The 13,636-nt window shown below is 39.9% G+C and carries 16 protein-coding genes; 9 read left to right on the top strand and 7 right to left on the bottom strand.

Annotated elements, in window-relative coordinates; genetic code table 11:
- Positions 1-1,338: hypothetical protein (locus D6774_01635; GenBank protein ID RME78296.1), on the bottom strand; the 1,338-nt coding region annotated here is incomplete at its 3' end.
- A 132-nt stretch (positions 1,339-1,470) separates the two neighbouring features.
- On the bottom strand, positions 1,471-1,824 hold the full coding sequence (locus D6774_01630) for a ribonuclease P (GenBank protein RME78295.1): 354 nt from the start codon (positions 1,822-1,824) through the stop codon (positions 1,471-1,473).
- A gap of 54 nt (positions 1,825-1,878) precedes the next feature.
- Between D6774_01630 and D6774_01625 the strand changes: the two genes are divergently transcribed.
- From D6774_01625 to D6774_01615, 3 genes are read left to right on the top strand one after another with little or no spacing between them, the layout of a single operon-like run.
- Positions 1,879-3,066: a hypothetical protein gene (locus tag D6774_01625; GenBank protein RME78294.1), complete on the top strand. Its 1,188-nt coding sequence runs from the start codon at positions 1,879-1,881 to the stop codon at positions 3,064-3,066.
- Positions 3,063-3,254, top strand: a complete 192-nt coding sequence (locus D6774_01620) for a hypothetical protein (GenBank protein RME78293.1) — start codon at positions 3,063-3,065, stop codon at positions 3,252-3,254. Before D6774_01625 ends, D6774_01620 begins: the two co-directional genes overlap by 4 nt.
- Positions 3,221-3,631, top strand: coding sequence for a hypothetical protein (locus D6774_01615; protein RME78292.1), 411 nt, complete (start codon positions 3,221-3,223; stop codon positions 3,629-3,631). The genes D6774_01620 and D6774_01615 overlap by 34 nt, the downstream gene beginning before the upstream one ends.
- 88 nt (positions 3,632-3,719) lie before the next feature.
- Here the strand turns inward: D6774_01615 and D6774_01610 are convergent, their stop codons facing one another.
- Genes D6774_01610 through D6774_01595 form a run of 4 tightly spaced genes read right to left on the bottom strand, consistent with a single transcriptional unit; the run spans position 3,720 to position 7,888 of the window.
- The gene (locus tag D6774_01610) at positions 3,720-4,694 is read right to left on the bottom strand and encodes an RsmB/NOP family class I SAM-dependent RNA methyltransferase (GenBank protein ID RME78291.1); all 975 of its coding nucleotides are present in this window, start codon (positions 4,692-4,694) and stop codon (positions 3,720-3,722) included.
- A 6-nt stretch (positions 4,695-4,700) separates the two neighbouring features.
- On the bottom strand, positions 4,701-5,552 hold the full coding sequence (locus D6774_01605; protein RME78290.1) for a hypothetical protein: 852 nt from the start codon (positions 5,550-5,552) through the stop codon (positions 4,701-4,703).
- Complete coding sequence (locus D6774_01600) at positions 5,545-6,153, bottom strand: class I SAM-dependent methyltransferase (protein RME78289.1); 609 nt, start codon at positions 6,151-6,153, stop codon at positions 5,545-5,547. Before D6774_01600 ends, D6774_01605 begins: the two co-directional genes overlap by 8 nt.
- Entirely contained in the window at positions 6,125-7,888 is a 1,764-nt protein-coding gene (locus tag D6774_01595; protein ID RME78288.1) for a tRNA uridine(34) 5-carboxymethylaminomethyl modification radical SAM/GNAT enzyme Elp3, read from the bottom strand. The genes D6774_01600 and D6774_01595 overlap by 29 nt, the downstream gene beginning before the upstream one ends.
- A gap of 94 nt (positions 7,889-7,982) precedes the next feature.
- On the opposite strand from D6774_01595, the gene D6774_01590 reads away from it, so the two are divergent.
- Genes D6774_01590 through D6774_01565 form a run of 6 tightly spaced genes read left to right on the top strand, consistent with a single transcriptional unit; the run spans position 7,983 to position 13,076 of the window.
- Positions 7,983-9,536 (top strand): PglZ domain-containing protein, encoded by a 1,554-nt coding sequence (locus tag D6774_01590; protein RME78287.1) that lies wholly within the window; start codon positions 7,983-7,985, stop codon positions 9,534-9,536.
- 15 nt (positions 9,537-9,551) lie between these two features.
- Positions 9,552-10,859: a hypothetical protein gene (locus D6774_01585; protein RME78286.1), complete on the top strand. Its 1,308-nt coding sequence runs from the start codon at positions 9,552-9,554 to the stop codon at positions 10,857-10,859.
- A gap of 46 nt (positions 10,860-10,905) precedes the next feature.
- The gene (locus D6774_01580; protein RME78285.1) at positions 10,906-11,181 is read left to right on the top strand and encodes a hypothetical protein; all 276 of its coding nucleotides are present in this window, start codon (positions 10,906-10,908) and stop codon (positions 11,179-11,181) included.
- Entirely contained in the window at positions 11,181-11,984 is an 804-nt protein-coding gene (locus D6774_01575) for a hypothetical protein (GenBank protein ID RME78284.1), read from the top strand. The genes D6774_01580 and D6774_01575 overlap by 1 nt, the downstream gene beginning before the upstream one ends.
- The gene (locus D6774_01570) at positions 11,963-12,406 is read left to right on the top strand and encodes a DUF192 domain-containing protein (protein ID RME78283.1); all 444 of its coding nucleotides are present in this window, start codon (positions 11,963-11,965) and stop codon (positions 12,404-12,406) included. The genes D6774_01575 and D6774_01570 overlap by 22 nt, the downstream gene beginning before the upstream one ends.
- The gene (locus tag D6774_01565) at positions 12,396-13,076 is read left to right on the top strand and encodes an endonuclease III (GenBank protein RME78282.1); all 681 of its coding nucleotides are present in this window, start codon (positions 12,396-12,398) and stop codon (positions 13,074-13,076) included. The genes D6774_01570 and D6774_01565 overlap by 11 nt, the downstream gene beginning before the upstream one ends.
- A 142-nt stretch (positions 13,077-13,218) precedes the next feature.
- On the opposite strand, the gene D6774_01560 is transcribed toward D6774_01565, so the two are convergent.
- The coding region (locus D6774_01560; GenBank protein ID RME78281.1) for a hypothetical protein at positions 13,219-13,636 on the bottom strand (418 nt) is incomplete at its 5' end.

Genomic DNA, 13,636 nt, shown 5'->3' with positions numbered 1-13,636 from the left:
TTTTCTTTTTTTCTCATCTTTTTCAAGAGTTGCGTAAAGATCTGAGAACTCCTTGTTAAGAGCTTCTTGAAGTTTTTGCGCTTCTTTTTTTGAGAAAAAGGTTTTTGAGATCTTTTTGATGCGTTCGGATTCTTCACGAAGAGTTTGAACAACCGCCAACAAATCACGTTTTCGTCTTCTTTCATCTTCTTCAAATGCAGAATAAATCGCCTCAATATCTGAGTTAATTTTCTCTTCGAGTTTTTTTGCTTCGTCTTTTCTGAAAAATTCCTTATGGCGTTTTGTCGCTTTGAGCTCTTTTTTCTTGAGTGATTCAAGAGCTTTTTTGATCTTTTTTTCAAATTGTTGTGTTCTTGAATCTACGTAGGATTGTGCGCTTTCAAGGTCGCTGTGTAGAGACTCTATGAGTTTTTTTGCTTCTTTTTTTGAAACTGTTTCCTTCTTGAGGTCAGAAAATGATTTTGAAACCCAGGACTGGTTTTTTGAGACCTCTTTACGAAGAGCAGCGACTTTTTCTTGAGTGTGTTCTATGTCTTTGCGAAGCTGTTGTGCTATTTGATGTGATTGTTCTGCTTGTTTTTTCTTTAACTCTTCAATGCTTTTTTGGGTTTTTTGAGCATATTGTTTTTGTTTCTTTGCAAGAGCAACCACTTCTTTTTTGAGTGCAGTTTCAACTCGAAGTTCTTCTATGATTTCTTTAATATCTTCGAATTCAGCATTGATCGCCTTTGTAAGCTTGGTTAATGTTTCTTGGGAGACTTTTTCTTTCTTGAGTTCCTTGTGTTTTTTGGAAAGAACATCAACGTCTTCTTTTATGGACTCTAGTTGTTTTTTGAATTTTCTTGCACTGTCTTTGGTGTTGCGTACTTCTTCAAATAAATCTTTGAGATGATCAAATTCTTGGTTGATATCATCAGTGAGTTTTCGTATTTGTTCCTTGTTTACCTTCTTGGACTCAACCTCTTCAAGGTCGACGCGCAACTTAGTAATATCATTAGTCCATAGAGAAATTTGCTTTTCAAAATCAGGAATCTTTACCGTTATTTCGTTGAGTTCAGAGACTTGTTTGTCAATAGCCCATATCTGTTTAAGAGATTCTTGCACCTCTGCTATTTTTATTTTGAGAACGTTGAACTTATCAATGCTTACAAAGTCTTTGGAAAACCCTTCAATTTTCTCTTGTAATTCTATAAATCGCTTTTGGGTAAGAACGTTTTGTTCACGAAGTGCAGTAATGTCTTTTTTGATTCCTGCAAAGGAGTTGATGAGCCTATCGTTGAGTTCTGCGAATGATTTTGCTGGTTTGACGTATGCTTTTGCGTAAGTTTCTTTTTTCACTACTCTACCCCCGGGAATTTTGCGTTCAAAAATAGTATTTAAACTTACGCTCGTCACCAAGAGGTTACAATGAATCGCAAGGTGTTGTGAGAAGTTACCTTGTGCCTGCGGAGTTGCAGGATGTAGCAGTAACTAGTTCTTAGAATGAGTTTTTAATAAACTTTGCTCTTTCTTGTGTTTTCTTCGCAGATTTTTCTCCCTTGTAAAATGAATTCTGCGCACGTACTTGCAAGAGGTGCACGTAATTGAAAGTTTTCCGTTTGTTGTTCTTACCCTCATCGTTTTTCCTGGAACAAGGTATGCTGAGCATTTCTTGCAGATGCGCAGTTTTTGTTCTGGCGTCTTTTTCAGTCTGAATTTTTGTAAGATTTTTGTTGCAAGCAAAGCGTAGCGATTGGCATAGGCTGGACGCATCTGAGCTTGTTCTAGTAACGCATTTACGCGCCTGCGCGCAATTTTCAGCGTTTGATGCTGTTTTCTTTTCATAAGTTGTGATTAAGACAAACATATTTTATAAAGAGCTCTTTTTTTGTTGATTCTATGAATTGGTTAAAAACGCTATTCAGAAAAAAAGAGCGTGCAACTGAGCAAGAAACCGTTCTTCTTGAGCCCTCTGCTCTTGAATCTTGGTTTATTCAAGAAAAAGAGAAGAACACCTCGTTCATCTCACAGTTGCTTAGTACGACTCGCAAAGAGATTGAAGAGAGTATTCCTTCAATTGAGACACTTATGGAGTCGCTTAACGAAACACCTCTTCATGATGCTCTTTTAACACTCATCTCGCAGATGAAAACAGCTTGCAGTAGTATTGAAGAGATGTTAGCTCTTCAAGAAGTTCTTGAATCCTTTGTTGCAAATCACTCTAGGGAAAAACAAGCCCTTTTAGGACCTGCTGCGCGTAGCGCTAATGAGATCTTCTCACTCCTTGAAAAAGTTCACGCCACCCTTGAGAAATCCTCAGAAGTATACGAAAAGGAAAGAGAAAATCTGGAGTTTTTACGTGACATTCATAACGACATTAAACATTTTGAAAAGTTAATGCTCAAGCAGAAAGATCTCAAAGAACAACTGGTTCAGCTTAATCAAAAAGAACGATCCGCACAAGCACTCAAAGAACGTATTGAGCGTGATCTGCATGCAATTAAGCAGACACACGCATATCAGGAGTATCTTAAGCTTGTTGAAGAAAAAGAGGATGCGCAAAAACAGTTCTCTCAAGTCCAACAGAAGATCAACACGCTCTTTGACCCCTTGATTCCTCTTCTGCGCGAGTACATGGAGATTGCTCTTGAACGGCCTGCATTTATTGAGTCTTACATTCTTGATCCTGCTAAGGCACTTCTTCAAGATGAAGGACTTGCACTTCGCAACGTTCTTTCAAGCATGCGTGCTGCAATTCAAAGCGGAAGTCTTATTGCGCAAGATGCGTCGCAACAAACAATTACCACCCTTTTAGAAACCTTAGACTCATTACAAGGTGAAATAAAAGATGTTCATACACAAAAAGTTCGTGCTCTTAAACGCTTTGGAGCAACACATTATGAAATTGAAGATCTTCGTTATAAGCAAAAACACGCTCTTGAGCAGTTTGAAAAAATTGTAGAAGAAAAAGAATCTCTTGTAAAGCAAATGGACGACTTAGCAGTAGATTTTTATAAGAAGAAGATTGAACAAAACATAAGGGCTGCTTTGGATAAAGAGGTACATATTGAGGTGAATTGCGGATGAGACATAATGTAACCCCTCGACGATTTGGAATGGAAGGAATTATGGGTATTGTTCTAGTCATTCTTGGATTTGTCATCTTAGGAGATTTAATTATGCAATTCCTGCGCGTCTTTTTCGGATTACTCCTTATCTTTATTGGCTGGCAGATGATAACATGGAAGACCTTCACCATTTTTGTCAAAAGATAGGTGTTGACACACCTGAACACATAGTTCTCAAAAAGCAGTACTTTGAAGTCTCACCCGAGATCAAGCAAGTTCTTGACCAGGTACCTTTTGAAGCGCAATACGCAGGAAAGCTCTTAGGATCTCAAGGCAGAGGTTTTACGCCTTCCTTAGATCTTCTTGAATACGCAGCGCGCAATGGTGCGCAGACAATAACCGTTGATGAAAAAACTGCTTTTCTGTTTACTTGTGGACGTGACATCTTACAAGTTCAGGTTAGGGGTTTCGTCATTGTTTTGGATTCTGCTAAAAGAGTTCTTGGGTATGGAAAGGGTGAGAGGGGAATAGTGAAGAACCTCTGGGATGTTGGGGATTATTTGAGAAGAGAAAAAAGTAAGTAAGGCAACTTCTTCGTGTTTGATTTTGGTCTTTCCTCTTTCTTCTTAGAGAATTAAAACGGTTTAGAGCGTTAAAGAAGCACTTTGTTGGTTACTTATGTTGGCGATCAACGTTTTTTTGCAGTTTTGCAACATAGAATCCCTCAGTATCATTGTCTTGAGGCCAGATGCGAAGTGTGTGCTGTACGTCCGGATGAAACGTCTTACCTTCAAACTCCATGATGGGCGCAGATCTCTTAAGATTAATTTCAAAGGGAATTACCGAGCAATCCTCAAATTTTTTGAGTGCGAAGTCTACTACTTGCTCATTTTCTTCGGGTTCAAGTGTACAGGTAGAATACACTAACACTCCTCCGGGTTTAAGCAAGTTCCATGCAGTTACGAGGAGGTTTTTTTGAATTGAACAGATTTTCTTAACAACTCCAGGATTCCAGCTTTGAATTGTTCTCAAGGATTTTCTTATGGTTCCTGTGCCTGAACATGGAGCGTCAAGCAGGATTTTATCAAAGAGAAGATTTGTTTTTGCAAAAAGATGCCCTTTCATGTTAGTGATCATCACATTCTTAAGCCCGGATCGTTGGACGTTGATTCCAAGGGCTGCAAGGCGCGAACTATCCGAGTCGTTTGCAATGACTATGCCCGTGTTGTTCATCATTGCTGCAATCTGCGTTGTTTTTGAGCCTGGTGCTGCACACATATCAAGAACTCTCTCGTGTGGTTGTGGGTTGAGAACAATTGGCGGAATCATTGATGCAGCATCTTGAATGTAAATGTGACCAAGCGCGTGTTCGAGTAAGTTACCATAATCGCGTCGTTCTCCTTCAATCCAAAATGCTTCCTTGCACCAGGGAACTGGTGTAAGTGTAAACCCTTTTTGTTCAATTGAATGTTTAGTCGCCTCAACATCTGCTTTAATGGTGTTTACTCGAATTGATTTTCTCGGGTACCGTGTTGAGAAGTCTTTGAAAGTTTCAAAATCTGTGAGCTTTTCATACCTTTTGATGAATTTTTCTTTCCATTCAAATTTTTTTGCAAGAGGATTTGATTTTGTTCGATCTTCAGCCATAAGGAATCACTGTTTTTTTATTATGTACACTATTTCATTTTCAAAATGAAGTAGTTTATAAGGGTACTCTAAACGTTTTAAGAGGAGATGAAACCATGCTCGCGTGGTCTTCGTCATTTTCTCGCGTTTGAGCGTCTTTGTAGGGTATGATGCAACAATCCAGTTGACTTGTGCACTTGTGATGATTTGCTCGACACGTTTGGTTGAGATTAATTCAAAGAATTTGAGTGCGAAGAGACACTCTGCACGTATTTGAGGGATCTTCATGTTGAGATCACACCGCTTAGCAGTAATAGGAAGATCGCAGATCTTAGCGTACTCGTTGATAATCTTCACCTCCCAGTCTGAGAGTTCATATCCTGTTATGACTGGAATCATTTCATGAGGCGCCATCCAGAATGCGGTGAGTGGGTTGAGACCGCATGCAATATCCACAATGGAAGCGGGAAGACCAGTCTCTTCAAAAATTCTTTTGTAGAATTCATCTATGAACTCAGCGCGTTCTTTTGTTGAGCGATGTGCTTTGATGAGTTCTTTGTGTTCTTCTTCTGTTTGTGCGTAACCTTTCGTTTCAACCGCTTTTTTGAGGTTATTGAGTAAGAACGTTACTTTTTTGCTCTGCTTTGTATGGTAACTGCCATATACTTTACGCAAATGCTCGCGAACTTTTTTTGCTGTAAGTGCGATTTGTTTATTTCTTCGAAGGGGTTCGAAACTCTCAAAATCGTTAAGCATGGAGCGTAGTTTTTTGTTCTGTGCAAGAAAAGGTGTTAGAAGATCAAGAATAGTCTCATCACTAATCCCTGCATAGTCTTTACCTTTAATATACGCAACGTATTCTTCTAATGCTTTATTCATGAGATTTAGTTGATTCAAGAGAGCTTTTAAGAGATTTTTCAAGAGGTATTGTGAACTGAGTGATGGGCATCTGGTCTATCCAAATAGTTCTTCCCTTTTTGAGCTTTTGGGGTCTAAAAATGTTATTATGAACCCAGAGCTGTTGGTGTGGTTTCATCTGTGAGAGGAGTTTTTCTTCAAGACCTTTGCTAAATTCCTGATCGGGGTTGATGAAGAGAATATCGTACTCGCTCAAATCCATATCAAGCATGTTTCCTTGAATAAATGTGCAGTCCACTTGTGCTTCTTGTGCTAGCCTTTTTGATACTTCAACAAGTTCTTGATCATATTCTATTCCTGTTGCGCTGCAAAAAAGAGATGCGACGAGAACAACTCTACCATCCCCTGAACCCAAATCAACGAATTTTGCTTTTTTCCCTATGGGAAGCTGCCTCATAAAACGAAAGACTAGATCAACATAAGTAGGGCCATAAATACCAACTGCAGTATCCCAGTAACGACGTCTGCCCCTTTTTTTCTGTTCTTCTTCCCACGAAGAAACTGCTCGTTGAATACGTTGTAATGCGTCCATTTTAAAGCGCTTTTGATACGTAGGGTCCATCTTGCACGTATCCTAGTTTTTGCTTGTAATATCCTCGCACACCTACGCCAGAAATCACCAACATCTTCTTCTTTCCTCTTTTTCTTGCAATGTCTTCTGCTTTTTTCATGAGCAGTTTACCTATTCCCTTGTGTTGCACTTTGTCCCTCTCTTGTTTTCCCACTCCAACCGCAGGACCATAGACGTGAAGTTCTCGAATAAGTGCTGAGCAAGGAGTTATTTCCTTTGTGAGTTCTTGTGAGGGAAAGCGCATACGTACAAATCCAAGTAAGTAGTCATCATACTCTGCTGAGATAAAAAAGTCTACTCCTCCGCTTGCTTCATATTCAAGAACTTTGATTTCGGGAGTTCCGACACTTCCTTTATAGTTTGTGATTTCTCGTGCGCGAATATCTCTTGAGGTAATTCCTCTTTTTTTTGCAAGTTCGTCAACGTATTGTCGTAAGTTCGTCCTATCCACACCTGCTTCTGTGCGATAGGTAGGAATATCTCTGTTGACTCTCATAACTCGGCAGTATTCTGGAATGAATTTGAAGGACTCAACGATGATATCTGCTGCCTCATCAGTGGTAAGAGGTGTGAAAATACCGTTCTTGTATTGTGCGTAGAGTGCTGTTCCTGGCATGACGAGGCAGGGATATATTTTGAGCATATCTGGCCGATAAGAAGGATTTTCAAAAATTTCTTTTAGTGATGCAATATCTTTTTCTCGTGTTACTCCTGGAAGACCCAGCATCATGTGGAAGTTAAGTTTAAACGCAAGGTCTTTGAGGATTTGAATTGATTTTTTAGTATCTTCTAGTGTGTGACCACGGTTTGTTTTTCTAAGAACCTCATCATATACTGTCTGAACACCTAATTCTATTCTTGTGCATCCAAGTTTTAGCATTTCAAGACCGTGAACAAGAAGCCCCCAATCCGGTTTTGTTTCAATAGTAAGGCCAATACATTTAATTTTAGCGTGTTCGTTGCGTTGATGTTCTCGTTCTAGACTCAAGGGACTTTCTTCACCTTGTAGTTCTTGTGCAACTATTTTTTTGAGTTCTTCTCGAGAATACTGCTCACAGTTTATGTGTTTAAGTGCGCGCAAACGATTATGAATTCTCTGTTTCCTATTTTCATCTCCGAGTTCTCCGAACACTTCAAAAAAATCTTTGAAATAGGCATAGTCAAAACTATCCCCTTCAAAAAACAGCTTGCTAAAATCGTTCATTGCTTTGAAAATAAGGGTGACAAACTCTTCTTGATATGCTTTGTCAAGAGCGCAAAATGTTCCTCCCTGTATGATTACATCGCATTTATCAAATTCATGTCCGAGTACGATGAACTGCTCTATGCGATTTATGACAATTAGGTAAGGGTCGTAATTTCCACGAATAGATCGCATGGTTGAAGGTTCCTTTCCCGTATATGATTGAGGAACGTCCCCGAACACAGAACCAGGCCCTCCTGGGCAATACGTACACACCCCGTGTGGGCAACGCTCAGGTCTTGTCATAAGTGCTATCGGTACAACACCAGAGGCTGTGCGTATAGGTTTTGTTTGTAAGAACGAGCGGAGTTGTTTTGCTTTTTCAAAAGGTAGGTGGAGAAGTATTTGAATATCTGTGGGAATGCGTTTTAGGTTGTGCTCTTTGCACAGCCTTACTTTTTCTTTTGCAATATCTTCTTTAGATGGATGTTTGCGTTCAATGAATGCGCAAAGATCATCTAGATAGCTTTGAGGAATGTTCATAGAGTACAACCCCCACCTCTTTATTTATAAAGATACAAGATATGCTTAAAAAAGCAAATACTGTTAGAAGCAGAACAAACAAAAGAAATCCTCAATGAAGACAAGAAAACTTCTCATTATACAAATTGATGCACTAAGTTACCCTCGGCTTCTTGACGCTATGCAAAAAGGCTATCTGCCTTTTCTTTCAAACTACGTTAAAAAAAACATCCTTACGGAGTATAACTGTTCTTTGCCTTCTAGCACACCTTGCGTTCAGAGTGGCTTGCTCTACGCAGATGAGGAAATTCCTGGCTTTTTCTTTGTGGATAAGAAGAAAAAGAGATTTCACTCCTTTTATTCAACGACAAGTGCAAAAGAGATTTCAGGCGCATTCAAGAACGTCGGCATCCTTAAAGGGGGGTCTGCCTACTCCGTTATTTTTAGCGGAGATGCGCATAAAACACTCTTTGTTCTCGGACATGGAAATACACCCACTAAAATGAGTGCTAGGGATGCTGTCTTTTACAGTTTCATCAACCCCCTCATTCTTCTTCGTATGTTGTTTCGCATAAGCACACAGTGGTTGCTTGAAATCGTTGAATTCACCTACTATGGCGGGTTAAGAGTATTTTCCAAGCAATATTACACACCGTTTAGACCTGATTATTGGTTTAGACGACTTTTCTTTAATGCCTTTGCAAACACCGTTTCTGCTACCGCAGTTCGACGAGATATTAAAAGAGGTGTTCCGCGCATCTATATTAATTTCAACAATTTTGATGATATGTCTCACATAAGAGGGCCCTCAACAAAGGCTGCGTACAGAACGCTCAAGACCATTGATGCTCAGATAAAAAGGATCATCAAACAAGTGCTTGAACAAGGTCAGGAGTACGATGTATACATTTATTCAGATCATGGCATGATGGATAGCGTTGCGTTTACCTATAAGTATGGTCTGAGTCTCACGGAGTTTCTTGAAACACTCTTAGATGCACGAGGAGTTGAAGTCTCCAAGTACTCTGAAAAGCAAATAAGCATTCGAAGAGCTGTTTGGGCATTTCTCTCAGGAGGTGCAAAAGCACTACTTTCCCCGGTTTGGGGTGTGATTAAGCCCTTTTGGATCTACTTTAGACCTGATGCTCCCACTCGCAAGATTCGCGGAAAAGACTTTGTGATAGCTGAATCAAGCAATGTGGCACAAGTTTATTTTCTTAAAGATTCACGTAGACTAGAACGTAGTGATTTCAAGAAAATAAACGAGAAGCTCATTCAAAATATTCTTAGCCACCCCGGTATTGGCATTATCCTCGTCAAAGACAAAAAAACATACAAGGCATATTCCAAGGAAGGAACAACAACTCTCCCACGAAATGCATCTTGGATGAAACGCTTTAACACAACAGGACAAGATCTTCTCAATTTCGCAAAACGAAAACTAGCAGGAGATCTCATTATTTTCGGCAACATTATAGATGGTAAATGCATCGCATTTGAGGACCAGGCAGGAGTTCATGGCGGAGTTGGAGCTGATCAGCAAAGACCTTTTATTATTTCTCCCCGCCCCCTTCCTCCAATTAGACGGTCAAGCGATCTCTACGCTGTTTTTTCACCCTATCTTCCTAAAAAGGAATACGTTCTCACACCAAAGTATAAAAAGGCCTGACTTCGTGGTGACAACATGACTCTTGATACGGTTTTAATCAAAGCAAGTTACAATCTTCACACAGAACAAGAAGCAATTGAAGAGGGTATTGTTAAACTTCTTAGTGATGTGAAAGCAGGACGCTCGCTACAAACTCTCAAGGGTTGCAGACACATCACACGCTCAAGTTATGATTTTTCTAAGCACAGAGCACCTGTTGTTGGCCATCTTACAGGAAGCGAGCATGCAGCGTTATGCGCGCTTGAACAGGGATTTAACATCTACGTCGTAGGTCCAAGAGAAATTGGAGAAGATATGCGTGAGTTGAGCAAAGATCTTGGTAAACCCATCACATTCATACCCGAGCTTGAATGCGATGTTCGAGATCATCCACAAGCCAAAAAAGCGCTCTCGCACGCAAATACTCAAAGAAGAGGCTATCAGCGAATATTTGAAGAACAACCTCACGCCCAAGTTATGGAAGTTGCAGGCGATCTTGTAGCTTTTTACAATTATCGCGCTCTTGCAACAGAATTTGAAGCAAGACAAGCTGATTTCGTATGGGATCTCAACGCACTTGATCTTATGATTGAAGATATGCAGAGGTTTAATCGTAACGGGTATCTTACTCTCAAGAATAGTGCGGGAAGAGTGATCAAAGAAGTAAAGGAGAATAATGTTTTAATGATGAACCAGAGGAGTTTTGAAGCTGCTTTTGGTCATGCGGATTCACTTTACGATGAGCGTAATGGAGGAAGTTTCATCCGCACACTTATTTTTTCCCTTATCAACCCCCTCACACAAGTAGAACTGCGAGACAGGGTTTATGCAGTAAGAAAGCTTTTAGCAACATACGTGCATAACACTGTGTCTTCAAAGGTTCCTCGCGGAGTAATTCACGCGGATCGTGCAAGTAAGATCGTCTCGGATAGTCTTGGATGTGATGCAGTAATTGATGCTACTGCAAGGGACATTACCTGTTGTTGGGATATGGATGGTTGGAACAATGATTACGCATTCTACAAGACGTTCTATGAGAGAACGTGGGATAACCTTGAAAAAGTTCATCCCTATGCAGAGCGCATTAAAGAGCTTAGTTCTAGCAATTATCGCAGGCTGCGAACTGAAGAATTTGCAAGTGAATTTAACGCGTTCATACAACGTGTTAATGCGTACATTAAGGATCCTGTTTATCATCATCTCCACAAAGGACTTCTTCGACCTTTGAACTTGCACCTTCAAAGCACAGGTAAGATTGAAACAGTGTGTGATGTTGGCCTTGTTGAAGAGTTTACAGAGTATCTTAGGAACGTAGCACTCCCAACCTTTCAAAAGCATGCGTGAAGAGAATGCATAAACAATATAAACAAGGATTCGTGGACTTGTAGCCATGGTGCTTAAACTTGACCCCGTAGGATATTTTCTTATTCGACCTAATCGTAAAACTGGCGAAGTAGAAGTTGCTTTTTGTCATTACAAAGATGAGAAGGGCTGGTATAAGAATGATATTGAGATGTGGATGGGTTCAAAAGACCCTGAAGAGATCATGCAGTGGATTGAAGAGAACAAGCTCATCTCTTTTGATGATCATAGAGAGTATATGCGACGTGAAATGAAACGTTGCCTGAAATGCATAGAAACAGGTGAAGAATATATTCAAGATTGATGAATTCACTTACCGTAGAGGATTTTCATCTTGAGAGATCACTTACCAACGGACAGTTTCATCAGTGGACTCCGCTTGGTAAAGGATATCTTCTCAAAGATGGCCCTCACGTTTTTTATGTTGAACAAGAGGGATCAACACTGCATTATGAAGGAGTTGATGAAGAGTACATTACAACATTTCTTGGTCTTAACCAAAACTACTCTTTGATTGTAGATACTATTTGCTGTGATGATATCCTCAGCGCTGCAATCACAAACTTGCGAGGCATGCGACTTTTTAAACAAGACGTGTGGTCTTGTATGATTTCCTTCATCATCTCATCAAATAACAATATTAAACGCATTATGAAAAACGTGGATGACCTCTGTACAACTTGTGGGACTAAGAAGACCATAGTTGGTGTGGAGGTGTTTTCCTTTCCTTCACCTGCCCAAATTGCTCATGCGGATCTCTCTCCCATAAGATTAGGATATCGTGAAAAATATATTCGCAATCTCTCCTTGACCATTACCGCCCAGAGGATTAAAGAGCTTGAACAACTTTCGTATCCACAAGCAAAGAAAAAACTTATGGAGCTTCCGGGTATTGGCCCTAAAGTTGCTGATTGCATCTGTCTTTTCAGCTTGGGTCATTTTGAGGCATTTCCTATTGATACATGGATTAATAAAGTTCTTGACGAGTATTATTTTGGGGAGGAACTCACACTTGATCAAAAACAACAGTTTGTACGGGAATATTTTGGAGAGTATGGAGGTTATGCCCAGCAATTTCTTTTCCAATGGGCAAGGATGAACCTATGAAACGCTTGTTCGTAATCTTACTCGTCACACTTGCAGGTTGTGTACCGCAGATTCCTCATGTTTTTGAGAAAACACCCATTGTTTGTGTGCATCATGATTGTTTTGAGGTTGAAATTGCAGATTCTTATGAAGAGCGTAAAACAGGACTTATGTTTCGTGAATCACTAGATAAACACAAAGGCATGCTCTTTGTGTATCCTGACAAGGATCAACGATTGTTCTGGATGAAAAATACGCGAATCCCTCTTGACATCTTGTGGATTACTGATGGGGAAGTTGTTTTTGTTTCGGATAATACGCCTCCTTGCAAGAATGAGAGTTGCCCCGTTTACGGAACAAACATACCCGTTGATTACGTGCTTGAAGTTTCAGCAGAACATAATTTTAGTAAAGGTATGAAGGTGACAATAAATGGCATCTAAAAGCGCAAAGAACCAACAGTCTTTTGATATTGATAAAGCTATGCGCATACTTAGAAAAGAATATGCAAAGTGGAACACGCCTTCAATAACCCTTATTGCAACACATCATAAAAGTCCATTCATGGTGCTTGTTGCCACTATAATCTCTTTACGTACTCGTGATGACGTAACTATTGAAGCAGCAAGTAGGTTATTTGAAAAAGCGAAAACACCTCAAGAAATGGTGAAACTTCCTGTAAAAACTATTGCTAAATTAATCTACCCTTGTGCGTTTTATGAGAACAAAGCAGTACAAATAAAAGAAGCGTCGCAAAGAATAATAAAAGAATTTGGAGGAAAGGTTCCTTCTGACATTGACACCTTGTTAACCTTTAGAGGGGTGGGTCGCAAAACAGCAAACCTTGTATTAAGTGAAGGATACGGCATTCCAGCAATGTGTGTTGATACCCATGTTCACAGGATATCTAACCGTTTTGGATATGTAAATACAAAAACTCCTGAACAAACAGAGATCGAACTACGTAAGAAACTGCCAAAAAAATATTGGGGAGACTATAACGCCATTCTTGTCAGTTTTGGTCAAACTATTTGTAAACCCATTAGTCCTTTATGCTCACAATGTCCCGTCGAGAAAATCTGTCCAAAAAAAGGAGTTAAAAAACACAGATAATACTGGGAAGAACTGAAAAAATACTGCAACTACAAGGAAAGAGTTGGAACCAACTGCGACGAAAAACCCGTTTTTGAAAAAAAAGACTGCTGTACGTTGGAGGACTTGCTTTGTAGAACTTCTTCTATTCACTAAAACTCGTTTAAGACAGCCCATTCATTACTTGTTCTACCACGTTCTTCATTAAAACCAAGGGAGTTTCTTGTTGCAATCTCTTCGTAGATCCTACATCTTGCTGATCTCTTCGCATTATGAGGTCGGTTACGCCCTCAGAGAGTAATGCTCGTACTGCTTCTACTCCTAGTGTTTTAGTGATTGTTCCTTTGTTTTTTTCCACTCCTGCTTGCTGTTTTGGTTCTATGTGGTAGTTGCATACCCCTTCTTGCTCGACGACATAATGCCAGGAGTGCGCATGTAGTGGAGCGTGTAACCCATTCACTTGTTCTGCTGAGCAAAGAACCCCTTCAACGCCTTGTTTTGCTGCTTGATCAATTAAGGATTGTACTTTGCGTTCTAATCGATGGGATACTCCCATGAGTTTGCAAAGCGGATGAAACCGT

It is taken from the genome of Candidatus Woesearchaeota archaeon, assembly GCA_003695435.1.
In the GTDB taxonomy this organism is placed as follows: Archaea; Nanobdellota; Nanobdellia; order Woesearchaeales; family UBA11576; genus J101.
Note: the sequence above shows the minus strand (reverse complement) of the source record. Positions and strands in the feature narration are given on the sequence as shown.

What these genes read in the sequence shown, in the direction of transcription:
- D6774_01620 (RME78293.1), top strand. Translation starts at nt 3,063, where the DNA reads ATGAGACATAATGTAACCCCTCGACGATTTGGAATGGAAGGAATTATG.
- D6774_01585 (RME78286.1), top strand. Translation starts at nt 9,552, where the DNA reads ATGACTCTTGATACGGTTTTAATCAAAGCAAGTTACAATCTTCACACA.
- D6774_01580 (RME78285.1), top strand. Translation starts at nt 10,906, where the DNA reads ATGGTGCTTAAACTTGACCCCGTAGGATATTTTCTTATTCGACCTAAT.
- D6774_01570 (RME78283.1), top strand. Translation starts at nt 11,963, where the DNA reads ATGGGCAAGGATGAACCTATGAAACGCTTGTTCGTAATCTTACTCGTC.
- D6774_01595 (RME78288.1), bottom strand. Translation starts at nt 7,888, where the DNA reads ATGAACATTCCTCAAAGCTATCTAGATGATCTTTGCGCATTCATTGAA.
- D6774_01615 (RME78292.1), top strand. Translation starts at nt 3,221, where the DNA reads ATGGAAGACCTTCACCATTTTTGTCAAAAGATAGGTGTTGACACACCT.
- D6774_01625 (RME78294.1), top strand. Translation starts at nt 1,879, where the DNA reads ATGAATTGGTTAAAAACGCTATTCAGAAAAAAAGAGCGTGCAACTGAG.
- D6774_01565 (RME78282.1), top strand. Translation starts at nt 12,396, where the DNA reads ATGGCATCTAAAAGCGCAAAGAACCAACAGTCTTTTGATATTGATAAA.
- D6774_01575 (RME78284.1), top strand. Translation starts at nt 11,181, where the DNA reads ATGAATTCACTTACCGTAGAGGATTTTCATCTTGAGAGATCACTTACC.
- D6774_01605 (RME78290.1), bottom strand. Translation starts at nt 5,552, where the DNA reads ATGAATAAAGCATTAGAAGAATACGTTGCGTATATTAAAGGTAAAGAC.
- D6774_01610 (RME78291.1), bottom strand. Translation starts at nt 4,694, where the DNA reads ATGGCTGAAGATCGAACAAAATCAAATCCTCTTGCAAAAAAATTTGAA.
- D6774_01630 (RME78295.1), bottom strand. Translation starts at nt 1,824, where the DNA reads ATGAAAAGAAAACAGCATCAAACGCTGAAAATTGCGCGCAGGCGCGTA.
- D6774_01590 (RME78287.1), top strand. Translation starts at nt 7,983, where the DNA reads ATGAAGACAAGAAAACTTCTCATTATACAAATTGATGCACTAAGTTAC.
- D6774_01600 (RME78289.1), bottom strand. Translation starts at nt 6,153, where the DNA reads ATGGACCCTACGTATCAAAAGCGCTTTAAAATGGACGCATTACAACGT.